22 protein-coding genes are annotated in these 23,157 nt (G+C 71.8%); 10 read left to right on the forward strand and 12 right to left on the reverse strand.

What is annotated here, in order from left to right; translation table 11 throughout:
* Positions 1–411, reverse strand: a complete 411-nt coding sequence (locus tag ADK64_RS11465; protein WP_053657752.1) for a hypothetical protein — start codon at positions 409–411, stop codon at positions 1–3.
* Between the two features lie 146 nt (positions 412–557).
* On the opposite strand from ADK64_RS11465, the gene ADK64_RS11470 reads away from it, so the two are divergent.
* Positions 558–953, forward strand: a complete 396-nt coding sequence (locus ADK64_RS11470; protein WP_053657754.1) for a nitroreductase/quinone reductase family protein — start codon at positions 558–560, stop codon at positions 951–953.
* Between the two features lie 190 nt (positions 954–1,143).
* Here ADK64_RS11470 and ADK64_RS11475 read toward each other — a convergent pair whose 3' ends face one another.
* The 6 genes from ADK64_RS11475 to ADK64_RS11500 all read right to left on the reverse strand — a co-directional run bounded on the left by ADK64_RS11475 (position 1,144) and on the right by ADK64_RS11500 (position 8,478).
* Complete coding sequence (locus ADK64_RS11475; protein WP_234384539.1) at positions 1,144–2,592, reverse strand: aldehyde dehydrogenase family protein; 1,449 nt, start codon at positions 2,590–2,592, stop codon at positions 1,144–1,146.
* Positions 2,589–4,310 (reverse strand): N-acyl-D-amino-acid deacylase family protein, encoded by a 1,722-nt coding sequence (locus tag ADK64_RS11480; protein ID WP_053657756.1) that lies wholly within the window; start codon positions 4,308–4,310, stop codon positions 2,589–2,591. The genes ADK64_RS11475 and ADK64_RS11480 overlap by 4 nt, the downstream gene beginning before the upstream one ends.
* Before the next feature lie 13 nt (positions 4,311–4,323).
* Entirely contained in the window at positions 4,324–5,442 is a 1,119-nt protein-coding gene (locus ADK64_RS11485) for an LLM class flavin-dependent oxidoreductase (RefSeq protein WP_078992610.1), read from the reverse strand.
* A 99-nt stretch (positions 5,443–5,541) separates the two neighbouring features.
* Positions 5,542–6,312 carry an SDR family NAD(P)-dependent oxidoreductase gene (locus tag ADK64_RS11490; protein ID WP_053657760.1) on the reverse strand — a complete coding sequence of 257 codons (771 nt, stop codon included), beginning with the start codon at positions 6,310–6,312 and terminating at the stop codon, positions 5,542–5,544.
* Positions 6,313–6,322: 10 nt separating this feature from the next.
* Positions 6,323–7,249: an LLM class F420-dependent oxidoreductase gene (locus ADK64_RS11495; RefSeq protein WP_053658225.1), complete on the reverse strand. Its 927-nt coding sequence runs from the start codon at positions 7,247–7,249 to the stop codon at positions 6,323–6,325.
* Complete coding sequence (locus ADK64_RS11500) at positions 7,246–8,478, reverse strand: amidohydrolase family protein (protein WP_053657762.1); 1,233 nt, start codon at positions 8,476–8,478, stop codon at positions 7,246–7,248. Before ADK64_RS11500 ends, ADK64_RS11495 begins: the two co-directional genes overlap by 4 nt.
* Before the next feature lie 189 nt (positions 8,479–8,667).
* Between ADK64_RS11500 and ADK64_RS11505 the strand changes: the two genes are divergently transcribed.
* From ADK64_RS11505 to ADK64_RS46615, 3 genes are all read left to right on the forward strand, one after another.
* On the forward strand, positions 8,668–11,643 hold the full coding sequence (locus tag ADK64_RS11505) for an AfsR/SARP family transcriptional regulator (RefSeq protein WP_053657764.1): 2,976 nt from the start codon (positions 8,668–8,670) through the stop codon (positions 11,641–11,643).
* A 204-nt stretch (positions 11,644–11,847) separates the two neighbouring features.
* A complete protein-coding gene (locus ADK64_RS46610) occupies positions 11,848–12,015 on the forward strand; it encodes a hypothetical protein (protein WP_199829571.1) in 168 nt (55 codons plus the stop codon).
* A gap of 115 nt (positions 12,016–12,130) precedes the next feature.
* A complete protein-coding gene (locus tag ADK64_RS46615) occupies positions 12,131–12,298 on the forward strand; it encodes a hypothetical protein (RefSeq protein WP_199829572.1) in 168 nt (55 codons plus the stop codon).
* A gap of 1 nt (position 12,299) precedes the next feature.
* On the opposite strand, the gene ADK64_RS48625 is transcribed toward ADK64_RS46615, so the two are convergent.
* On the reverse strand, positions 12,300–12,914 hold the full coding sequence (locus ADK64_RS48625; RefSeq protein ID WP_053657767.1) for an ATP-binding protein: 615 nt from the start codon (positions 12,912–12,914) through the stop codon (positions 12,300–12,302).
* 119 nt (positions 12,915–13,033) lie between these two features.
* Here ADK64_RS48625 and ADK64_RS11520 point away from each other — a divergent pair, with 119 nt between their 5' ends.
* Both ADK64_RS11520 and ADK64_RS11525 read left to right on the forward strand, forming a co-directional pair.
* Positions 13,034–13,885, forward strand: coding sequence for a helix-turn-helix domain-containing protein (locus tag ADK64_RS11520; protein ID WP_053657769.1), 852 nt, complete (start codon positions 13,034–13,036; stop codon positions 13,883–13,885).
* On the forward strand, positions 13,866–14,069 hold the full coding sequence (locus tag ADK64_RS11525) for a DUF397 domain-containing protein (protein WP_053657771.1): 204 nt from the start codon (positions 13,866–13,868) through the stop codon (positions 14,067–14,069). Before ADK64_RS11520 ends, ADK64_RS11525 begins: the two co-directional genes overlap by 20 nt.
* Before the next feature lie 134 nt (positions 14,070–14,203).
* Here the strand turns inward: ADK64_RS11525 and ADK64_RS11530 are convergent, their stop codons facing one another.
* Positions 14,204–15,187, reverse strand: coding sequence for a quinone oxidoreductase family protein (locus ADK64_RS11530; protein ID WP_053657772.1), 984 nt, complete (start codon positions 15,185–15,187; stop codon positions 14,204–14,206).
* An 85-nt stretch (positions 15,188–15,272) separates the two neighbouring features.
* Between ADK64_RS11530 and ADK64_RS11535 the strand changes: the two genes are divergently transcribed.
* Positions 15,273–15,614 carry an ArsR/SmtB family transcription factor gene (locus tag ADK64_RS11535; RefSeq protein WP_234384540.1) on the forward strand — a complete coding sequence of 114 codons (342 nt, stop codon included), beginning with the start codon at positions 15,273–15,275 and terminating at the stop codon, positions 15,612–15,614.
* Between the two features lie 139 nt (positions 15,615–15,753).
* Here ADK64_RS11535 and ADK64_RS11540 read toward each other — a convergent pair whose 3' ends face one another.
* Positions 15,754–17,349 carry a FadD3 family acyl-CoA ligase gene (locus ADK64_RS11540; RefSeq protein WP_234384541.1) on the reverse strand — a complete coding sequence of 532 codons (1,596 nt, stop codon included), beginning with the start codon at positions 17,347–17,349 and terminating at the stop codon, positions 15,754–15,756.
* An 87-nt stretch (positions 17,350–17,436) separates the two neighbouring features.
* Between ADK64_RS11540 and ADK64_RS11545 the strand changes: the two genes are divergently transcribed.
* Genes ADK64_RS11545 through ADK64_RS11555 form a run of 3 tightly spaced genes read left to right on the forward strand, consistent with a single transcriptional unit; the run spans position 17,437 to position 19,775 of the window.
* Positions 17,437–18,591, forward strand: coding sequence for a lipid-transfer protein (locus ADK64_RS11545; protein WP_053657778.1), 1,155 nt, complete (start codon positions 17,437–17,439; stop codon positions 18,589–18,591).
* A 6-nt stretch (positions 18,592–18,597) separates the two neighbouring features.
* Complete coding sequence (locus ADK64_RS11550; protein WP_053657780.1) at positions 18,598–19,005, forward strand: Zn-ribbon domain-containing OB-fold protein; 408 nt, start codon at positions 18,598–18,600, stop codon at positions 19,003–19,005.
* On the forward strand, positions 19,002–19,775 hold the full coding sequence (locus tag ADK64_RS11555) for an enoyl-CoA hydratase/isomerase family protein (protein WP_053657782.1): 774 nt from the start codon (positions 19,002–19,004) through the stop codon (positions 19,773–19,775). The genes ADK64_RS11550 and ADK64_RS11555 overlap by 4 nt, the downstream gene beginning before the upstream one ends.
* A gap of 195 nt (positions 19,776–19,970) precedes the next feature.
* On the opposite strand, the gene ADK64_RS11560 is transcribed toward ADK64_RS11555, so the two are convergent.
* Positions 19,971–22,304 (reverse strand): serine/threonine-protein kinase, encoded by a 2,334-nt coding sequence (locus tag ADK64_RS11560; protein ID WP_053657784.1) that lies wholly within the window; start codon positions 22,302–22,304, stop codon positions 19,971–19,973.
* A 168-nt stretch (positions 22,305–22,472) separates the two neighbouring features.
* On the reverse strand, positions 22,473–23,147 hold the full coding sequence (locus tag ADK64_RS11565) for a VOC family protein (RefSeq protein WP_053658227.1): 675 nt from the start codon (positions 23,145–23,147) through the stop codon (positions 22,473–22,475).
* Positions 23,148–23,157: the final 10 nt, after the last annotated feature.

Here is a 23,157-nt window from a genome sequence, read left to right on the forward strand (position 1 = left end):
TCAGTACGTCCTCAGGACCGACGGACGGTCGGCGTGGACCGGCATGGTGGTGACGTACTCGTCCCCCACCGGCGTCGGCATCGTGGTCACTCCGTCGCCGCCGACGGTCACGGACTCGGTCCGCGTCGCCACGGTGTGGTCGGAGCCGGCGTACGCGCCCTTGGCGAGGCGTACCCTGCCCGCGAGTTCGTGCAGCGCCGACCGCAGCGTAGACGCGTCGTCCAGCCAGGCCGCGGCGAACGCGTCGAACGCCGCCGCCGCCTCGGGGCCGCCCAGGGCGTCCCGCGCGCAACGCGCGTCGCGAAGGATCGCCTGGTGTATGTGTCCCGCGTCGTCGCCCGCACCGTCCAGTTCCGTCGCCTGCCCGGACACACCGGACCGGACCGTGTAACCGTCCGAAGACGTGCCCATCAGGCTCCCCCGTTGCACATGGATGACGACAGCCGTGGAGGCTAACACGCCCCGTCCGTGCCCCGGTTCGTGCCGCACCAGCCCCCTACACTGCTGCCACGGCATCCACCCGAGATGCGCCCGGCACGGCACGGAGAGCAGGAGAGATGGCAGGCCGCAGCGACCTCAAGCACCGCCTCGTGACCCGTTTCCAGCGGCACCTCGCCAACCCGCTCAACCGGCGGCTGCCGTTCCAGGTCCTGCTGGAGACCACCGGCCGCAGCTCCGGCCTGCCCCGGCAGACGCCGGTCGGCGGGCGCCGGGTCGGCACGTCCTTCTGGCTGGTCTCCGAGTTCGGCCACGCGTCGCAGTACGTGCGCAACATCCAGGCCGACCCCAGGGTCCGCGTCCGTATCTCCGGCCGCTGGCACCACGGCACCGCGCACCTGCTGCCCGACGACGACCCGGTGGCCCGCCTGCGCACCCTGCCCCGCCTCAACAGCGTGGCGGTACGGGCCTTCGGCACGGACCTGCTGACGGTCCGGGTGGACCTGGAGGGGTGAGCGCGGGAAACACCGCCCGCGTGAAGCTCACCACCGCCCCTTCCGCCACGCGGCCGACGACCCGTTGCGCGAGCCGGTGGGCATGGTCATCGGCCGGTTCAGCCACGGAGGTCTCTTCACCTGCTCGGCCGACCCCCCCCCCCGTCATCCGGCGTCGTTCTTCACCCGGTGAGCAGCCGGCGCCTGCCCCTCACCCCGGCCACACGAGGGCCTGCACCTCGCTGTAGGCGTGCAGGGCGTAGGAGCCGACGTCCCGGCCCACCCCGCTCTTCTTGAAGCCGCCGAAGGGGGCCTCCATGTTGCGGCCGACGGTGTTGATGCCGACCCCGCCGGCCCGCAGCCGGCGGGCGATGCGGAAGGCCCTGGCCACGTCGCCGGACCAGACGTAGTCGAGGAGGCCGTACTCGGAGTCGTTGGCGAGGGCGATGCCCTCCTCCTCGTCGTCGAAGGGGACGACCGCGACGACCGGCCCGAAGATCTCCTCCCGGGCCACCCGCATGTCGTTGGTGCAGTCGGCGAGGAGGGCGGGGGCGACGTAGAAACCCCGCTCCAGTGGCGGCCGTTCGCCGCCCGCGACCACCGTCGCCCCCTCCTTCCGCCCGAGTTCGACGTACGACTCCACCCGCGCCCGGTGCTCCGCCGAGATCACCGGTCCCACGACCGTGTCCCGCTCGGCCGGATCCCCGACCTTCAGTCCCCTCGCGTACTCGGCCAGTTGCTCGACGAGTCGCTCGTACACCCCCCGCTGCGCCAGCACGCGGGTCGGTGCCGTGCAGATCTGCCCGCTGTAGAAGGAGAACGTGGTGCCGATGCCGGCGACGGCCGAGGCGAGGTCGGCGTCGTCGAGGACGAGGGCCGCGCCCTTGCCGCCCAGCTCCATCAGCTGGCGTTTCATGTCCCGCCCGCAGACCTCGGCGATGCGCCGGCCGACGGCCGTGGAGCCGGTGAAGCTGACCATGTCGACGTCGTCGGAGGCCACCGCCGCCTCGCCCACCGCCACGTCCCGCCCCGAGACCACGTTCACCACGCCCGGCGGTGCCCCGGCCTCCTCGAGCGCCTGCGCCATCCGGTAGACGGACAGCGGATCCTGCGGGGCGGGTTTCACGACCACGGTGTTGCCCATGGCCAGCGCCGGGGCGACCTTTCCGGCCGGGTTGGCCCACGGGTTGTTGTACGAGGTGATGCAGGTGACGACCCCGACGGGCTGGCGCACGGCCAGCGCGCCCATCACCCCGGCCTTCCCCATCGGCCCCGCCTCGTTGATCTGCGGGGCGACGGCCCATTCGGCGGGCTCGACCGCGGCGTACCGGCGGAACCGGGCGGCGGCCACCCCGACCTGCATCGCCCGGGCCGTGCCGGTCGTGGCCCCGGTCTCGGCGCGGGCGAGGTCGGCGTACGGCCCGATCGAGGCGCGGATGATCTCCGCCGCCCGGCCCAGCACCGCCGCCCGCTCCTCGGGCCGGGTCCGCGACCAGGCCCCGAACGCCTCCCGGGCCGCCGCGCAGGCCGCCCGCACCTGCTCCGGTGAGGCCTCCGGCGCCCAGCCGGCGGTCTCCTCGGTGGCCGGGTCGGTCACCGGGTAGTACCCGCCGTCCGGCTCCACCCACTGCCCGCCGACGAACAGCCGCTCCTCCTTCACCTGGTACTCACCGTCCGTGTATCGGTCCCCGAGCGCAGCACCTTGCCCGGTACGGCCCCGCTGACCACGTCGTCCCGGATCGCCTCGACCCCGTTGACCCACACGGCCCGTACGCCGATCGCGCGGGCGTCCAGCCGGGGACTGTCCCCCGGCAGGTCGTGCACCAGCCGCGCCTGCCCGGCGTCGATCCGCTCCGGGTCGAAGAGGACCAGGTCCGCGTGCCAGCCCTCGTGGATCCGCCCGCGCTCACGCAGCCCGAACAGCCGGGCCGGGTCGTCGGTCAGCATCTTGACCGCCTGCTCCAGCCCGACCAGCTTCCGGCCGCGCAGACAGTCCCCGATGAACCGGGTGGTGTACGGCGCCCCGCACATGCGGTCCAGATGCGCCCCCGCGTCCGACCCGCCCAGCAGCACGTCCTCGTGCTGCCAGGTCTCGGCGCGCAGCGCCCAGGACGCGGGGTCGTTGTCGGTGGGCATGGGCCACAGGACCGTGCGCAGTCCGTCGGCCGCGCAGATCTCGACGAGGCAGTGGAAGGGGTCCTGCCCGCGCTCCTGCGCGATGTCCTTGACGACCCGGCCGGTCAGCCCGGCGTTGGCCGCGCTGTAGGTGTCCCCGATGACGTACCGCCCGAAGTTCGCGAGCCGCCGGAAGATCCCGGCCTCCTTGGACCGGGCGCGCCGCAGCATCTCCGCCCGCACGGCCGGGTCCCGCAGCTTCGCGATCCGCTCGGGCACCGGCAGCCCGAGGACCGGCCCCCACCCGGGGATCAGGTTGAGGGCGCAGAAGGTGCCCAGGGACATGTTCATCGGGGTGAGGATCGGCATGGTGAGCGCCACCACCCGGCCGCCCGCCTTCCGGGCCCGCTCGCTCGCGCTCAGCTGCCGGGGCACCCGCTCCGGGACGGCCGCGTCGACGGTGAGCACGTTCCAGTTGAGCGGCCGCCCGGCGGCCGCGCTCATCTCCACGAGCAGATCGATCTCGTCGTCGCTGAACTGGTCCAGGCATCCGGCGACGATCGCCTCGATCTGGGTGCCCTCGTGCTCCCCGACCGCCCTGGCCAGGGCGAGCAGTTCGGCGGGCCGGGCGTGCCGGGAGGCGACCGGCTGTCCGTCGCCGTCGGAGTGGGTGCTCGACTGGGTGGTGGACAGACCCCAGGCGCCGGCGTCCATGGCCGCGTGCAGCAAACCGACGATCTGGGCGAGTTGCTCTTCACTGGGCTGACCGCCGACCGCGTCCGGACCCATCACGTACCGGCGCAGCGCGCAGTGCCCGACCATGAACCCCGCGTTGACGGCGATCCGTCCGTCCAGGGCGTCCAGGTACTCCCCGAATCCGTTCCAGCTCCAGGGCGCCCCCTCCTCCAGGGCGACCAGGGACATCCCCTCCACCTTGGACATCATGCGGCGCGTGTAGTCGGCGTCCCCCGGTTTCAGGGGGGCGAGCGTGAATCCGCAGTTCCCGCCGGCGACGGTCGTCACGCCGTGATTGAGCGAGGGGGTGGCGTAGGGGTCCCAGAAGAGCTGGGCGTCGTAGTGCGTGTGGGGGTCGACGAAACCGGGGGCGAGGACGAGCCCGGCGGCGTCCTCGCTGGTGCGGGCTTCCTCGGTGACGTTCCCGATGACGGCGATTCGACCGTCGCGGATGCCGACGTCGGCGGTGTACGAGGGCGCGCCTGTGCCATCCACGATGGTGGCGCCCCGGACGAGGTGGTCCAACATGCCTGGAACCTCCTTACGCGGCAGCCCGGAACCGCGATGTCCGGTGGACAGGATCGGTGTCGATCTCGGGAATCACGTGCTCCCCGATCAGCCGGATCGTCTGCAGCGTCTCCTCCTTCGGCACCCCCACCGGCAGCCCGAAGCTCAGCTGGTCCGCCCCGGCCTGCTCCCACCGCTTGCACTGGCGCAGCACCTCGTCGGGGTCCCCGCAGATCAGCAGCTCCTCCTCGACCAGCAGCTCCACGAACTCCGGGGTGTACTCGGGCAGCGTCTGCGGCCACTCCGGGAAGCCCTCGGGGCGCGGGAACGTGTCGTGGTAGCGGAACACCAGCGAGGGCAGGTAGTGCAGCCCCCCGCTCGCCGCGATCCGGATCGCCTCGTCGTGCGTGGGCGCGCAGATCGCCGTGGTCGTCACCATCACGTTGTCGTTGACGAAGTCCCCGACCGGCTCGGCGTTCACGACCGCCGTCTTGTACTGCTCCAGCACCCACTCCATGTCGGAGACCTTCTGGATGCTGAAGCCGAGCACGCCGAGCCCCTTCTTCGCGGCCATGGAGTACGACGCCGGGGACCCGGCCGCGTACCACATCGCCGGGTGCGACTTCCCGTACGGCTTCGGCAGGACCTTCCTGGGCGGCAGCTGCCAGTGCTTGCCCTGGAAGCCGGCGTACTCGTCCTGGAGCCACATCTTCGGGAACTCGGCGATCGTCTCCTCCCAGATCTCCTTCGTGTAGTTCATGTCGGTGATGCCGGGCAGGAAGCCGAGGATCTCGTGGCTGCCGGCGCCCCGCCCGCTGCCGAACTCGAAGCGGCCCTCGCTGAGGTGGTCCAGCATGGCGACCTTCTCGGCGACCTTGACCGGGTGGTTCACCGGGGCGAGCGGGTTGAAGATGCCCGAGCCCAGATGGATCCGGTCGGTGGCGTGGGCGAGGTAGCCGAGGAAGACGTCGTTGGCGGACAGGTGTGAGTACTCCTCCAGGAAGTGGTGCTCGGAGGCCCAGGCGTACTTGAAGCCGGACCGGTCCGCCTGGATGACGTACTCGGTCTCCTCCATCAGCGCCTTGTGCTCGGCGAGCGGGTCGGTCTCGGCGCGCTTGCCCACGTATCCCTGTACAAAGAGCCCGAATTCCAAGGCGGTTCACCCTCCCAGATTTTTCTGACGCTGCGTCAGATTTCACCCGTCGGCCGACTGTCGCACCGCGCGCGAGGACCGTCAATAGCTGACGGTGAGTCAGATAATCGAGACGCCGGCCAGCCATCCGCCGTCGATCACGAACGGCTGCCCGGTGATGTACGACGAGTCGTCCGAGGTCAGGAAGAGGGCCAGCCGGGCCACCTCCTCCGGCTGTCCGACCCGGCCGAGCGGCACGAGCTTGCGGTACAGCTCGTCCAGGGCCCGGCTCATCTCCTCCGGATCGGCGTTCGGATCCAGCCGCGCCGGGTTGGACATCGCGGTGTCGATGGCGCCCGGGCAGACCGCGTTGACCCGGATCCCCCGGCCCGCCAGCTCCAGCGCCGCCACCCGGGTCAGCCCCAGCACGGCGTGCTTGGTGGCGGCGTACGTACCGACGGCCGCCATACCGGTCAGGGCGGTGTAGGAGGCGGTGTTGACGATCGTCCCCCCGTCGGCCATCTCCGGCACCACGGTCTTCATCCCCAGGAAGCAACCGACCTGGTTGACCTGCACGACCTGCATGAACTCGTCCAGCGGGGTGTCCACGAGGGCGTTGAAGCGCAGGATGCCCGCGTTGTTCACAAGCCCGTCCAGTCGCCCGTACGCCCGCTTGACGGCCCCGACGGCCTCCCGCCAGCCGTCCTCCTCGCGCACGTCGAGATGGACGTACAGCGCGCCGATCTCCTTGGCCAGGGCCTCGCCCTGGTCGTCCAGCACATCGGCGACCGCCACCCGCGCGCCCTCCGCCCTGAACAGCCGCGCCTCCTGCTCGCCCTGTCCGCGCGCCGCCCCGGTGATGATGACGACCCGTCCGTCCAGCTTGCCCATGAAGCCCTCCTCAGTCGATCCGGGGCGCGACCTCCGCCCCGAACAGGTTGATCTGCTCGATGAGTTCGGCCCGGTCCCGGCTGCGGAACCGCACCTGGATCTGGTCCACGCCCATCGCCCGGTACGCCCGCAGCGACTCGGCGACCTCTTCCGGCGTGCCGGTGAGGGTGCGCCGCCCGACCTCCCAGCCGGCCCGCCCGACGTACAGCGGCTCGGTGATGGCCCCGACGGTGAACGGCCCCTCGGCGCCCGCCTCCGCGCGAAGGCGCTCCAGCCGGGCGATCTGGGCGGGCAGCCGGTCGCGCGGGTCCCCCTGGGGCAGCCAGCCGTCGCCCTTCAGCGCGGCCCGGCGGACGGCGGCGGGCGAGGAGCCGCCGATCCAGAGCGGGATGCGCGGCTGGGCGGGCCGGGGCCGCTGGCCGAGTCCGGTGAACTCGTAGACCTTGCCGTGGTGTTCGGGGAACTCCTCCGGCCCCAGGGCGGCGCGCAGCGCGTCGATCGTCTCGTCCAGCACGGCCCCGCGCCGCTCGAAGTCGGCGCCGAGCACCTCGAACTCCTCCCGCACGTGCCCGGCGCCCACCCCGAGGATCAGCCGGCCGCCGGAGAGATGGTCGAGGGTGGCGTACTGCTTGGCGGTGATCAGCGGGTGGCGCAGGCCGACGACGGCCACGTGACTGAGCAGCCGGACGTGCTCGGTCACGGCGGCGAGGTGGGCGAGGGTGGCGACCGGGTCGTACCAGACCGTGCTCATCGCCGGGGCCAGCCGGCGCGGAACGGCCACGTGGTCGCAGACGGCGAGATACCCGAACCCGGCCCCGTCGACGGCCCGCGCGATCGCCACCAGATCCGCCGCCCCGGCCCCGGCCTCCCAGTGCTCGGCGTAGAGGGTGCTCTGCGACTGGACGGGCAGCTGGATGCCGTAGGCCGGGCGGCTCACCGGGATCCCCGCCACAGCCCGTCCGGCGTCAGCCCCAGCAGCTCGATGGCGTTGCCGCGCACGATCCGTTCGACCACGTCGGCCGGCAGATGTCCCATCTGGGCCTCGCCGACCTCGCGGGACTTGGGCCAGGTGGAGTCGGAGTGCGGGTAGTCGGTCTCGTACAGGACGTTGCCGACGCCGATGGAGTCGAGGTTCTTCAGGCCGAAGGCGTCGTCGAAGAAGCAGCCGTAGACGTGCCCGGCGAAGGTCTCGGACGGGGGCCGGGTGACCTTGCCGGCGACGCCGCCCCAGCCGCGGTTCTCCTCCCAGACCACGTCGGCGCGCTCAAGGATGTAGGGGATCCAGCCGATCTGCCCCTCGGCGTACATGACCTTGAGGTTCGGGAAGCGCTCGAACTTGCCGCTCATCAGCCAGTCCACCATCGAGAAGCAGCAGTTGGCGAAGGTGATGGTGGAGCCGACGGCGGGCGGTGCGTCGGCGGAGGTCGAGGGCATCCGGCTGCTGGAGCCGATGTGCATGGCCACGACCGTGCCGGTCTCGTCGCAGGCCGCGAGGAACGGGTCCCAGTCGTCGCCGTGGACGGACGGCAGGCCGAGGTGCGGGGGTATCTCGGAGAAGGCGACGGCCCGCACGCCCCTGCGCGCGTTGCGCCGCACCTCCTCGGCGGCCAGCCCGGCGTCCCACAGGGGGATGAGGGTCAGCGGTATCAGCCGCCCGTGCGCCTCGGGCCCGCACCACTGCTCCACCATCCAGTCGTTGTAGGCGCGCACGCACAGCAGCGCGAGTTCCTTGTCGGCGGCCTCGGTGAAGGTCTGCCCGCAGAAGCGGGGGAAGGTGGGGAAGCAGACGGCGGACTGGACGTGGTTGACGTCCATGTCGGCGAGCCGGGCACGGACGTCGTAGGACCCGGCCCGCATCTGCTCGTAGGTGATCACCTCGAGCCTGACCTCGTCGCGGTCGTATCCGACGGCGGTGTCGAGACGGGTCAGCGGCCGCTGGAGGTCCTCGTAGACCCACCAGTCGCCGATGGGCCCGTCGGTACTGCCGGGATCACCCATGACGGGTTTGAATCGCCCGCCCAGGAAGGTCATCTCCTTCAGCGGGGCGCGCACGATCCGGGGCCCGGTGTCCAGGTACTTCTTCGGCAGCCGCTCCTGCCAGACGGTGGCGGGCTCCACGGTGTGGTCGTCGACGGAGATGATCAGCGGGAACTGTGGTGTCTCCATGGGCCTCACGGTAGCGCCGATCTGACGGTCCGTCAGCTAGTGTGGTCGGCCCACTGTGTGCGAAGACCGTGTGAGGGCCTTGTGTACTGAGGTGTGGCGGTCTGTGATCGGCGTCTCCCACGGCTGACGCAACCGCCTCGAACAAGGCAAACTGACGGGGTTGTTCGTGATGCCGAGGGGGACGAACGCATGGAAGGTGGGCCGCGAGTGCCTGAGCAGCGGCGTCCCGGATCCGTGACCGTCGCGGGGCCGGAGGCGTTGCGGTTCGGCGTGCTCGGTCCGGTGCGGGCTTGGCGCGGCGCGGAGCAGATCGGCACGGGCTCGCCTCAGCAGCGCGCCCTGCTGGCCGCCCTGCTGCTGCGCGAGGGCCGTACGGCTACGGCAGCGGAACTCATCGACGCCCTGTGGGGCACCGAGCCGCCGTCGCAGGCGCTGGCGGCCCTGCGCACGTACGCCTCCCGGCTGCGCAAGATCCTTGACCCCGGCGTGCTGGTCAGCGAGTCCGGCGGCTATGCGATCCGGGGCCTCGGCGAGGGCGCCCTGGACCTGGCGCGGGCGCAGGAGCTGGCGGCGCGGGCCGAGAAGGCCCGGGCGACGGGCGATCTGCACCGGGCCCGCGATCTGCTCGGCGAGGCCCTCGGCCGCTGGGACGGCGAGCCCCTGGCCGGCGTTCCCGGCCCCTATGCCGAGACCCAGCGGGTCCGGCTGGAGGAGTGGCGCCTCGGCCTCCTCGAATCCCGCCTGGACATGGACCTGGAGCAGGGCTGCCACGCGGAGGCGGTCTCGGAGCTGACCGCCCTGACGGCGGCGCACCCCCTGCGCGAGCGGCTGCGCGAGCTGCTGATGCTGGCGCTGTACCGCAGCGGGCGGCAGGCGGAGGCGCTGGCGGTCTACGCCGACACCCGCCGCCTGCTCTCCGAGGAACTCGGCGTGGACCCGCGCGCGGGCCTGAGCGAGTTGCAGCAGCGCATCCTCCAGGCGGACCCGGCGCTGGCCGAGCCGCCGTCCCCGGCGGCGGAGTCCCCCGCCCCGACCGTCCGCCCGGCCCAACTCCCCGCCTCCGTACCGGACTTCACCGGCAGGACGGCGTTCGTGGACGAGCTGAGCGAGGTCCTGGGCTCGGCGTCGCAGTCCCTGGACGCCGGGGGCCGGGTGATGGCCGTCTCGGCGCTGGCGGGCATCGGCGGGGTGGGCAAGACGACCCTGGCGGTGCACGTCGCCCACCGGGCCCGCGCCGCGTTCCCGGACGGGCAGCTGTACGTGGACCTCCAGGGCGCGGGTCCGCGTCCGGCGGAACCCGAGACGGTACTGGGTTCGTTCTTGCGCGCGTTGGGCACGGCGGACTCGGCGATCCCGGACAGCATGGAGGAGCGGGCGGCCCTGTACCGCTCGGTCCTGGACGGCCGGCGGGTGCTGGTCCTGCTGGACAACGCGAAGGACGCGGCCCAGGTACGCCCGCTGCTGCCGGGCACGGAGGGCTGCGCGGCCCTGGTGACGTCCCGCGTCCGCATGGTCGACCTGGCCGGCGCCCACCTGGTCGACCTGGACGTGATGTCCCCGGAGGAGGCGCTGGCCCTCTTCACGAAGATCGTCAGCGAGGAGCGGGTGGCGGCGGAGCGGGAAGCCGCCCTGGACGTGGTGGCGGCGTGCGGCTTCCTCCCCCTGGCCATCCGCATCGCCGCCTCCCGCCTGGCGGCCCGCCGCACCTGGACGGTCTCGGTCCTGGCGGCCAAGCTGGCCGACGAACGCCGCCGCCTGGACGAGCTCCAGGCCGGGGACTTGGCGGTGAAGGCGACGTTCGAGCTCGGATACGGGCAGTTGGAGCCCGCCCAGGCCAGGGCTTTCCGCCTGCTGGGCCTGGCGGACGGCCCGGACATCTCGCTCGCGGCCGCGGCCGCGGTCCTGGACCTGCCCGCGGAGGAGACGGAGGACCTCCTGGAGTCCCTGGTGGACACCTCCCTCCTGGAATCGGCCGCCCCCGGCCGCTACCGCTTCCACGACCTGGTCCGGCTCTACGCGCGTGCGTGCGCGGAACGCGACGAACAGCCGCCGGGCGAACGGGAGGCGGCGATGTCCCGCCTGCTGGACTTCTACCTGGCGACGGCGGCACAGGTGTACGCCATGGAGCGGCCGGGGGACCGGCTGGTGGACCACCTGGAGGCGACGGAGTATCCGGGGTTGCGGTTCGAGGAGCGGAATCGGGCACGGGACTGGCTCTATACCGAGGCGATCTGTCTCCTGGCCTGCGTATGTCAGTCGACGCGGCCGGATCAGCTCAGGCGGGCTGTCGATCTGTTGTGGGCAGTGATCGACCTCGCCGAATCAGGAGCCAACTCCAAGGAGTACGAGGCCACCGGGGCGGCCGTGCGCGCCGCCGCACAGAGCTGCGGTGATCAACGCGCCGAGGCACGCTCCCTGGTCACGCTCGCCAACGGCCACCACATGTCCGGCCGCTTCGAGTTGGCGGATCAGGAAGCCGCCGGGGCCGTGCAGCTCGCGGAAACCGTGGCCGATCCCCTCCCCCAGTGCTGGGCGTCCAACATGCTCGGAGTCATCTCGCTGTACCAGAGCCGCCATACCGCCGGTGAAGGCCACCTCACCCGAGCCATCCAGAGCTTCCGTGCCGCCGGCGACCGGCCGGGCGAGGCGAGCGCCCTGTGCAACCTTTCGAGGATTCGCCTTGCCATGGGCCGTACCGAGAGCGCGGTGAAGCTGGCCCAGCAGGGTACGGACATGTACGACGACATGGGCCACGCCCTCAAGGGCGCCAACGGCCGCTACGCGCTGGGACTCGCCCTCACCCAGAGCGGGCAGCTCGGGCTCGCCGCCGAACGTCTCGAAGAGGCCCTCGACGTGTTCCGCGACAGCCGCCAGCGACTGTGGGAGGGGATGACCCTGTTCCGCCTCTCGGAGGTGGACCTCGCGGCCGGCCGCCTGACGCAGGCGGCGACCAACGCGGAATGGGCGCTGGCCCGTCTCCGCGGAATCGGCGGCGAATGGCGACGCGGAAACGTTCTCACCGCGCTCGGCCGGGCGTTGACCGGAATCGGACAGATCGGGCGCGCACAGGTCTGCCTGCAGGAAGCCCTCGCTGTCTACGAGACACTGCACGCCCCCGAAGCGGACGAGGTCCGGGCTCTGCTCAAGCCACTCGCGGTGGCCTGAGCCCATATGCCTGCGCGTTCATCATTCGTTTATCGCCGTCCGACATTCTCGGTCGTGTCGTTCCGCCGCGTCGGGGGGCAGACGGGACGTCACGCGGCCGCGCCTTAGGGTGGACCGGCCCATCATGTCCTGCTCGGCGACACCTCGGGGGAGTTGCCGGGCAGGACACCCAGACCTTTCGCACAGAACCTCAGGGGAGCACTCATGAGCGACACCGAGAAGAAGACGACCGGGGCCACGACCGGCACCGAGGTCACCACGCTGAACACGCACGCCACCAGCGAGCCGATCAAGCCGGTCACCCTGGCCGCGGGCGAGGAGATCGGTGCGGTCACCCCTGACAACACGCACGCCACGGACGAGAAGGCCTGACCGGGCCCGACATCCGACGGGGGAGTCGGCCGCGACGGCACCGAGGGGGAGCCGTCGCGGCCGACGCATGTCCGGAACCAGCACCTTCACCATCGACTCTCCGAAGGAGACCGCCATGATCCGCATCGCGAAGATCATCGCCGCCACCGCTCTGGTACTCGGCGCGACCGCCACCGCCGCAAGCCCGGCCCTGGCCGACAGCCACCAGCCGGTGAGCCCGGACAACGCCCACGCCACGCTCGTGGCCCCCCACAACACCCACGTCACGGGCAGCGACAGCTGAGTCAACCGGCGCCACCCAGCTCGCACCACACCGTCTTGCCCTCCACCCCCGGCTCCGCGCCCCAGCGCAGGGCCACCGCGTTCAGCAGGGCGAGGCCGCGTCCCTCCTCGTCGTCGGGCGCGCCGGGCCGGGACACGGGAAGCGCCTGCCCTGCCGGGTCCGTGACCTCGACGCGCACGCGGTCGGCGTCCGCACGGACCACCCGCACACGGACCGAAGTCCCCTCCCCCACATGCCGGATCACGTTGGTGACGAGTTCAGTGACGCAGAGTTCGGCATCGGCGGAGCAGGACGCGCCCAGGTAGCGGCGAACGGTACGACGAAGCCCCCGGAGCGCCTCCGGTACGGCGGGAAGCTCGACGTCCAGCGGCGGCCTGCTCGGTGCCGTGTCGGAGCCCCGCAGTGCCGCCGCCAGCCGCCGCGCCGTGACGGCATTGCAGTTGCCGAGCGCCACCAGGCCCGCCGGTGGCCGGTACGCGCCCGCGAAGCTCGGCAGGTCCACCCGGAGTGACGGCAGGGTGATGCCGTGGGCGGAGAGGGATGCGCGCAGGTCCTCCACGCAGAGGGTGATGTCGTAGACGGAGTTGCCGGAGTGACCGGCTTCGGACGACGGCATGGCTGCGTACGCCTCCCTGTGCTCTCTGTGAGGAAACAATCACAGAGTGACGTCTCCACCGGTACCGTTTGAAGAGCTTTCGACTACGCAGAGCAACAGGCAAACGGCGGTGATGAGTTGTGCCCCCACGCAAGGACCCGGACGCCTCGGCCAACGTCCCCTCCTTCTACGGCGCCGAGCTGCGCTACCGACGGGAACTGGCGGGGCTGACCCTGGAGCAACTGGCGGAGGGAAGCTTCCGTGGCGTCCCCTTCCTGAGCCAGATCGAGCGCGCCGAGCGGCGCATGCCGGTGGATCTGGCCCGGCATGTCGACAAGGTCCTGAAGACGGACGGGTTTTTCGAGCGGCGCTGTGAAGACGCACGCAGGGCACGGCAGTCGGGGCATGCGGAGTACTTCGCGGATGTGGCGGAGATGGAGCAGCATGCGGAGACGATCGAGGAGTGGGCGCCGATGCTGGTGCCGGGGCTGCTGCAGACCGCGCCCTACACGCGGGCGATCGTACGAGCCGCCATGCCCCGAGCCTCGGACGAAGCGGTCGAGGAAAAGGTCAGCGCCCGCATGGACCGAGCCAAGCTCTTCGACTCGGAGAACCCGCCGAACTTCTGGGCGATCCTGGACGAGTCCCTGATCCGGCGTCCGATGCTTCCCGATGAGCGCATGGCGGAACAGCTGGAGCACATCGCGCAGGTGGTACGGAATACGCACTCCATTCTGCAGATCGTCCCGCAAACCACCGGCGTCCATCCGTTCATGATGGGCATGACCAAGTTCATGACCTTCGTGGACTCACCGCCAGTGGTGTACACCGAATGCCTGCACAGTGGCCAACTCATCGACTATCCGGCGCTCGTGAAGCAGTACCGTGAGTCGTACGATCTGCTCAGGGCCGCCGCGCTGCCGCCAGAGGCGTCCCTTGCGATCATCGAGACTGCGGCTGGGGACTACCGAGATGGCAAGCACCGGGATTGACCTGAGCACCGCTGTGTGGCGCAAGAGCAGCTACAGCAACGGCACCGGCGGGGACTGTGTGGAAGTCTCCGACTCCCACCCCGGCGTGATCCCCGTCCGCGACTCGAAGAAGGCCCAGGACGGCCCCGTACTCCTCTTCCCGCCCCTCGCCTGGGACGCCTTCGTCGGCTCGCTCAAGGGCTGACCAGGGTTATCCACAGGGCAAGCGGCAGCGCGCGGATTCTGCGATCTTGCCCCACCCGGCGTGCCGGGTGGGGTTGGCGACTTAAGGTGGTGGCGGTGGGGGCCAGGACCGTGTCCGGGTGATCGCCCTCGCGACTACGCCACCTGGGCAACGTACTTGCCGATACCCGCCCCTGTTGCCATGAGGTCGTGGGCAGCTGGTACATCGGCGAGGCTGCCGAGTTCGGTGACCGGCAGTTCGAGGCGGCCGTCGGCGAGCAGCTCCAGCACCTGGCTGATCGCCCGCGCGACCTTGGCCGGGGCGCCCGCCGCCAGGCCTCGGTGGCTGAAGCCGGTGATGGTGAGGTTTCCGGCGAGCAGTCGGCCTGCTGGCGGAAGAACGTTGATCGCGCCGCCGCCCGCGTTGCCGAAGAGCACGATCCGCCCGCCAGGCGCGGCGAGATCGAGGTCGAGTTCCAGGGCTGCGGTGCCAAGCGGGTCGAGGATCAGGTCGACGCCCTGCCCGTCCGTGGCGCCCATGACCGCCTCGCGCAGCCCCACGTCCCTGTGGAAGGCGGCGTCGTAGCCGGTCTTCACGGCCCCCTTCGCCTTCTCCGGGCGGCCCACGGTACCGATCAGCCGACCGCCGCCCAGCAAGGGCACCAACTGGGCGATCGCGCTGCCGATCCCGCCGCTGGCCGAGTGCACGAGCACAGTGTCCCCCGGGGTGAAGCGGCCTGCGTCGCTGAGCAGCAGCATGGCCGTGGCAAGCCCCAGTGGGACAGCACTGGCCTGGCGCAGAGCGACTCCGGGCGGGACCGGCACAGTGAGAGCGGCCTCGGCGACCACCACCTGTGCCAGACCCCCGCCCGCAGGGGTGGCTACCACCTGATCACCGATCGTCAAGCCGGTGACACCCTCACCGAGCGCGCGGACCGTGCCCGCCACCTCCTTGCCGGGCAGATACGGCCACGCCGAGACATAGCCGACATCCCCCCGACGAGCCATCACATCAGCGAAATTGAGCCCCGCGTACGCCACGTCCACGGACACCTGCCCGGCTCCGGGCCGGGGCTCCTCGATCTCCCGCACCTCCGAGTTCTCCGACCCACCCGGTGCGGTCATGACGAGTGCGCGCATGTCGAGCTCCCCCCAGATACGATGTTCTACGAACAACGAATATGACACCACACTTATTCGATGATTGTCGAACATGGAGCCGCTCGTGTCCCGCATCAGTCGACGCCGAGCACCGCTCGCGCACCCCAAGACCGAAGAGATCGACCTGTTCGACGTGCTGCACGCACTCTCCGACCCCACCCGGATGACCATCGTGCGCACGCTCAGCGCCGAGCCCGAACGCGCCTGCGGCACCTTTCCCGTGGACGTCGCCCCCTCCACCCTCAGCCACCACTTCAAAGTGCTCCGCGAGGCCGGCCTCATCCACCAGCGCGAAGAGGCCAACCGACGACTCACCGCGCTGCGCGGCGACGACCTCGACGAGCGCTTCCCAGGCATGCTCGAAGCCGTCCTTACCGCCTACGACCGCTCGCCGGAAGCCCGATAGCCGGGCAGGAGACATCAACCGGCCGGCGTGGGTGACCGGAGGAAGTGGGCGAGTCGGGAACGGGGCCGGCCGGGCCTTGAGTGCCCTGCCCGGCCTCCCTCGGCTCCCGCCAACCTCCCCTCAGCTCCCCTCCGCCCCGTCAGCTCCCTCGCAGGGTCCTCTTCACCACCTTCCCGCTCGCGTTCCGCGGCAGTTCCCCCACGAACTCCACCGCCCTCGGGACCTTGTAGTTCGCCATCTCGCGGCGGGACCAGGCGATCAGGTCGGCCTCCGTCAGCACCGAGTCCGGCCTGCGCACCACGTACGCCTTGCCGACCTCCCCCAGCCGGGCGTCGGGTACGCCGATCACCGCCACGTCCGCCACGTCCGGGTGGAGGCCGAGGAGCTGCTCTATCTCCGCCGGGTAGGCGTTGAAGCCGCCGACGATGAACATGTCCTTGATCCGGTCCGTGATGCGCAGGTTGCCCGCCTCGTCGAGGACGCCCACGTCACCCGTGCGCAGCCAGCCGTCCGGGGAGATCGCTTCCGCGGTGGCCCGCTCGTCCTCGTAGTAGCCGCGCATGACGTTGAAGCCGCGGACCAGCACCTCGCCCGGGGTGCCGGCCGGCAGTGCCGTGCCCTCCGCGTCCGCCACCCTCACCTCCGTGCCCGGGATCGCCCTGCCGGACGTCGATGCGATCAGTGACGGGTCGTCGCCCCGGCGGCACATCGTGACCATGCCGCTCGCCTCCGACAGGCCGTAGGCCGTGAGGACCGTGTCCACGCCGAGTTCACCGCGCAGGCGTTCCACCAGGAGCAGGGGTACGACCGCCGCTCCCGTCACCACCAGGCGCAGGGCGGAGAGGTCGTGCGTGTCCCGGGCCGGGTGGTCCAGCAGTGACTGGTGGAGGGTCGGCGGGCCGGGCAGGACCGAGATGCGTTCCGCCGCTATGTTCGCCAGCGCCGTCCCCACGTTGAACACCGGCTGCGGGACCATCGTCGCCCCGCGCATCAGGCAGGCGATCACTCCCGCCTTGTAGCCGAAAGTGTGGAAGAAGGGGTTGATGATCAGGTAGCGGTCCGTGGGGCGCAGGCCCGCCAGGTCGGACCAGATCTCGTACGCCCGCAGCGTCTGCGCGTGCGTGATCACCGCTCCCTTGGGGCGGCCCGTCGTACCCGAGGTGTAGATGATGTCCGAGAGGGACGACCCTTCCAACTCGCCTGCGCGTACGTGCACTTCGGCTGACGGCACCCCTTCCCCCTCCGCCAGGAAGTCCTTCCACGTCCGGAAGTCCGGCGGTGCGTCGTCCGACAGGACCACCACCTCCGCCAGTTCCGGCAGGGCCGGGAGCGGGCCCGGCCCCGTCGGGACCCCCTCGCCCGCCGCCCGGCGCAGCGACGCCACGTACGACGTGCCCAGGAACGTGCCCGTGACGAACAGCAGCCGCGCCCCGCTGCGGCGCAGCACGTCCGCCGCCTCCGCGCCCTTGAAGCGGGTGTTCAGCGGGACGAGGACCGCGCCCGCCGTCACCGCGCCCAGGGCAGCGACGATCCAGTCCGGGGAGTTCGGCGCCCAGACCGCCACCCGGTCGCCGGTCCGCACTCCGCTCGCCACGCAGGCCGCCGCCGCGCGTTCGACGCGGGCGCCGAGTTCGGCGTACGTGATCCTGGTCCGGCCCTCGACCACGGCCTCGGCGTCCGCGTACCGCTCGGCCGCCCACCGCACCAGCTCCGGGATGGTGTTCCACTCGCCCACGACGGCCCTCCCCCAACGCATCTAGCTGACTGCCCGTCAGATTAGCTGTAATCTGACGGACTGTCAGGACGCTATGAGGGGGACGCCATGCCAGTCGCAGGACTGAAGGACGCCACCGCCATCGTCGGGATCGGGCAGACCTCGTTCGCCAAGCAGCTGCCGGAGGACGAGAAGACCCTTGCCTGCCGGGCGGTGCTCGCCGCGCTCGAGGACGCCGGGATCACGCCCGGCGAGGTCGACGGTCTCGCTTCCTACACCATGGAGGAGACCGACGAGGTCGAGCTGGCCAAGGCCGTCGGGTTCGGGGACCTGACCTTTTTCAGCAAGGTGGGGTACGGCGGGGGCGGGTCCTGTGCGACCGTCGCGCATCTCGCCGCCGCCATCGCCTCCGGGCAGGCCTCCGTCGGGGTCGCCTGGCGGTCGCGGAAGCGGGGCAGCGGGCCGCGGCCGTGGACCAACACCACCGTCCAACTGCCCACGCCCGCCCAGTGGACCCGGCCCTTCGGGCTGCTGCGGCCCGCCGACGAGATCGCCATGCTGACGCGGCGGTACATGCACGAGTACGGGGCGACGCGCGACCACCTGTTCAACGTCGCCCTCGCCTGCCGCAACCGCGCCAACCAGAACCCCGCAGCCGTGATGTACGAACGGCCGCTGACCCGCGAGATGTACATGACCTCCCGGTGGATCAGCGAACCGCTCTGCCTCTTCGACAACTGCCTGGAGACGGACGGCGCCCTCGCCTGCGTCATCGTCGGCAAGGAGCGGGCCCGGGACTGCCGCCGCACCCCCGTCTACGTCCACTCCGCCGCCCAGGGGCTGCCCGCCCAGCACCACGGCATGGTCAACTACTGGAACGACGACCCGCTCACCGGACCCGCCTGGACCGCCGCCCGGCATCTGTGGAAGCACGCCGACCTCACCCCTGAGGACGTCGACGTCGCCCAGATCTACGACGCCTTCAGCGCCCTCATACCGCTCTCCCTGGAGGGGTACGGCTTCTGCGGGAGGGGCGAGGGCGGCGCGTTCACCGAGGGCGGCGCACTGGAGATCGGGGGGCGGCTGCCCCTCAACACCGGCGGGGGCGGGCTCAGCGAGGCCTACGTCCACGGCTTCAACCTCATCAACGAAGGCGTGAAGCAACTGCGCGGCACCAGTACCGCCCAGGTGCCCGGCGCCGCCACCTGCCTGGTCACCGCCGGCGAGGGAGTACCCACGTCGGCCCTGCTGTTGAGGAGCTGACCCAGCATGCTGACCCCCGTCACCGACACCGACGGCGCCCCCTTCTGGGAGTACGCGGCCCGCGGTGAACTGCGCGTCCAGGCCTGCGCCGACTGCGCCGAGCCCCGCTTCCCGCCCCGCCCCTGCTGCCCGCAGTGCCAGTCCTTCGCCACTGAGTGGCGTGCGGTGTCGGGGCGGGGGCGCGTGTGGTCGTACGTCGTCCCGCATCCGCCGCTGCTGCCCGAGTACGCCGAACAGGCGCCCTACAACGTCGTCGTCGTGGAACTGGAGGACGCCCCGCGCATCCGGCTCGTGGGCAATGTGGTCAGCCACGCCGGCGCTCCCCTCGACTCCGTTGCCCCAGGACGCCTGAAGGTCGGCGCCCGGGTGCACGTCGTCTTCTCCGGTGGGCTGCCGCAGTGGGTGCTCGCGTGAGCACCGTCGGGGTGGCGGCCGACAAGGAGAGCGGGATCGCCGTCGTCACACTGGACCGGCCCGGGCGGCTGAACTCCGTCGACCTGGAGATGGCGGCCGAACTCTCCCGTGTCTGGCGGGAGTTGCGGGTCGAGGACGGCATACGGGCCGTCGTGCTCACCGGGGCCGGGGAGCGGGCGTTCTGCACCGGGATCGACCGGGACGTCGTCGTACCGCAGCCCTCGTCGCCGTACATGCAGGACGATCCCCTGCTGACGATCGGGCCGAAGGCGAACGACCTGTGGAAGCCGGTGGTGGCCGCCGTGCGCGGGGCGGCCTGCGGGGGTGCGTTCTATCTGCTCGGGGAGTGCGACTTCCTCGTCGCCGACCCCAGCGCCGTCTTCTTCGATCCGCACACCTCGTACGGCATGGTCAGCGCCTACGAGTCCATGCTGATGGCCGCGCGGATGCCATACGGGGAGGTGGCGCGGATGATGCTCATGGGCACCGCCGAGCGGCTCTCCGCCCGGCGGGCCCTGGAGATCGGCCTGGTCTCCGAAGTCACCGAGGAGGGCGGGGCGTTGGCCGCCGCCGTGCGCTGTGCCACCGCGATCGCCGCGTATCCGGCGGACGGTGTGCAGGGGACCGTGCGGGCGCTGTGGGCGGCGCGCGAGGCGGCGCTGGCGCAGGCGTTCGCACAGGCGCCGCATCTCATCGCGCTGGGCAATCTCCCGGCCGGCGGGCAGGCGGAGCTGTTCGCGGGGCGGCGGCGCGAGTTCCGGGTGCGGTGAGCCCGGCGGTCACTCGGGGCGGGCCCGCGGGTCCACCGGGTGCCCCCGCGGATGTTCGGAGCGGCGCCATCCCCGTCCGGCGGGGCCGGCCGCGTGGCGGGGGTTCGGCACCCGGGGTAGCGTCAGCCCTGGGACGGCCGCCGTCTGGAGCCCTTTCCGTGACAACCGGTACGACGGCCGTCGCACACCTCGCCGTCACGCCGTCCGTGCCGTGCCCGTGCCCTTCTCCGCGTCCAGCGCGTACACGCACCGGTCCTTGCTGCACGCGTACACCACGCCGTCGTCGACCACCGGGGAACCGGTGATCTCGCCGCCCGTCGCCAGCTTCCAGCGCAGCCGGCCGTCGTCGGCCTTGAGGGTGTACAGCAGATGGTCGGTGGAGCCGAAGTGGATACGGCCCTCGGCCACCACGGGCGCGCCCACGACGTCACCGCCCGCCTGGAAGCGCCACTTGGGCGTGCCGGTGACCGCGTCCAGCGTGTACAGGGCCTTGCCGCTGCCGACGTGCACATGCCCGGCGGCGACCAGGACCGGCTCGATCGACGAGCGGGCCTCGGTGGCGATGCGCCAGCGGTCGCGGCCGTCGGTGGCGTCGAGGGCGTAGACCGTGCCGAGGTAGTCGGCGAGGTAGACCCCGCCGCCGGTGACGGCCGGGCCCGGGGTGAAGGCGGGCGGCGAGAGGAAGACCGCGGGCGCCTCGAAGTGCCAGCGGACCATCCCGCTGGCCACCTCGATCGCGAGGACGCGGGTGCCGGCACAGACGTAGACGTAGCCGTCGGGGGCCGGGGCGAGCCGGACGGGCACCCCGCCGCAGGACGCGGCGTCGCCGACGGGGTACGCCCAGCGCTCCTCGCCGGTGCGGGCCTCCAGGGCGCGCAGCCGGGCGTCCTGCCAGACGTAGACCGTGCCGTCGTGGACGAGCGGGCCGGACTCGGGGGACTCGAAGTCGGTCTGGCAGCCGGTGATCTCCCACAGCTTCTGCCCGGTCGCGGCCTCCCAGGCCTGGACGCCGCCGCCGCGGGTGCCGGTGACGACCGTGCCGTGGTCGGCCTTCAGGGAGTACACCCAGGCGTCCGTCGACAGCCGCCACAGATCCGTGCCCTCGCGGGCGTCCAGGGCGAACAGGGTGGGGCCGTCGGAGGCGTGGACACGGCCGTCCGCGACCGCCGTGGACCAGGCGACGTCCCGCGTCTTGAAGCGGCGCCGGCCGGTGGCCACGTCCAGGGCGTGCACCTCGAAGGAGGTGACGTAGACCAGGTCGCCGGCCACGGCGGGGGTGCCCCAGACGTCGTTGGACATCCGGAACCGCCAGGGCCGCCAGCCGCTCGCCGTCTCCGGGGGCTGGGGCGGTACGGGCGGCGCGGCGGGGTCGGCGCCGGCCAGGCCGGGGCGCGGGCGGGACCAGCTGGCGACCAGGCCGGCCTCCGGCGGGGGTGCCTTGACGGCGGCCGCGCGGGCGTCGGCGACGCGCGGGCCGGGGCCGATGGGCACCTGGGCGCCGGCCAGCCGGACCGGTCCGGTGTCGGGGACGCCGACGGGGCCGGGCGGGTCGTACGGGGGCAGCGGGGGTACGGCGGACCGGTCGCCGCTGCGCGGGCCGCCGGTGGTGACCGGGGCGGGCTTGACGGCGGGGCGGCCGCCACGCCGGGACTCGATGAGCGCGACCGCCTTCTCGGGCAGCCAGGCGGAGGCGGTGCCGCTGTCGTCCGAGCCCGAGCCGAACAGATGCGGGGCGAGCTGGGCCTGCAGGTCGGCGGGGTTGGGCCGGGCCGTGGCCTCCATCTGCATACAGGACTCGATCAGCGGGCGCAGCTCGTCCGGCAGACCGGTGAGGTCCGGGCCCTCGCGCAGCAGCATGAAGACGGTCTCGACGGGGTTGGCGCCGTGGAAGGGCGGGTGTCCGGTGGCGGCGAACACCAGCATGGAGCCGAGCGAGAAGACATCGCTGGCGCCGGTGACGCTGCGGGAGTCCTTGGCCTGCTCGGGGGACATGTAGGCGGGGGTGCCGACGGCGACGTTCGTCATGGTCAGCCGGGTGTTCGACACCCCGGAGGCGATGCCGAAGTCGATCACCCGGGGGCCGTCCTCGACCACGAGCACGTTGGAGGGCTTCAGGTCACGGTGGACCAGGCCCGCGCCGTGGATGGACTGGAGGGCCTCGGCGACGCCCGCCGCCAGCCAGCGCACGGCCTGGGCCGGGAGCGGCCCGCAGTCGTTCACTATCTCCTCGAGGGAGGGCGCGGGGACGTAGGCGGTGGCCAGCCAGGGCACGGCGGCGCGCGGGTCAGCGTCGACCACGGCCGCCGTGTAGAACCCGGAGACCGCGCGGGCCGCCTCCACCTCACGGGTGAAGCGGACGCGGAACAGCTGGTCCTCGGCCAGTTCGGTGCGCACCGTCTTGATCGCCACGCGCCGGCCGGACGCCGAGCGCGCGAGATAGACCAGCCCCATGCCGCCGGCACCCAGCCGGCCCAGCACCTCGAACGGCCCGATCCGCCGCGGATCGTGCTGTGTCAGCTGATCCACCACTTGCCTGCCACCTCCCCGTACTGGCCGCGCCACCCCATATGTACGCGACCGACGTGCAGCGTCTCACCACCGCACCGCCATGGCGGCACGCACCCTGATTCTTCCTGGCTGGGCGGCTGGTTGCGAACCCGGTGAAAAATCGGGGTGTCTCCCATCAAAGCGGATGAATCATCGACTCAGTAGTGCGAACGACGCCCCTTGATTGTCGGTGACGACTGCCACTCGTCCGTACGACGTCTCGAAGGGCGGCGCCTGCACCCGGCCGCCGAGCCGCCGGACGGCCCCGAGGGCGTCGTCCAGACCGGCGACCCGGAAGTGGACGAGGAAGTGCGGGGGCATCTCGGCCGGGAAGACCTCGGTGACGTGGGCCCGCCCGAAGTCGGGCTCGGCGCCGGAGCCGAAGAGGGCGTCGTGGAAGAGGGTGCCGTAGAAGGCGTCGGAGGCGGCGGTGTCGCGGGTGTACAGCTGGGCCCAGCCGAAGGTGCCGGGTTCGTGCCGGCGCGCGAAGCCCCGGTGGCTGCCCGCCTGCCACAGCCCGAACACCGCGCCCTCGGGGTCGGCGGCGAGGGCCGCCGTGCCCAGGTCGTCCAGCGCCGTGGGGGCCATCACGACCTGTCCGCCGGCCGCCGTGATCCGCCGGGTGAGCGCCTCGGCGTCCGGGGTGGCGAAGCACACCGTCCAGACGGTGGGCATACGGCCGTCGGTCTTGGGCGCGAGCCCGGCGACCGTCTCTCCCGCCAGCCGGGCCCACACCGAGGAGCCGTACACCGCCTCGAAGGACCACCCGAAAAGCTCACCGTAGAACCGCTTGCCCGCCTCGACGTCGGGAAGCTGGGCGTCCACCCAGCAGGGC

The sequence above is a fragment of the Streptomyces sp. MMG1121 genome (genome assembly GCF_001280015.1).
Classification (GTDB): domain Bacteria; phylum Actinomycetota; class Actinomycetes; order Streptomycetales; family Streptomycetaceae; genus Streptomyces.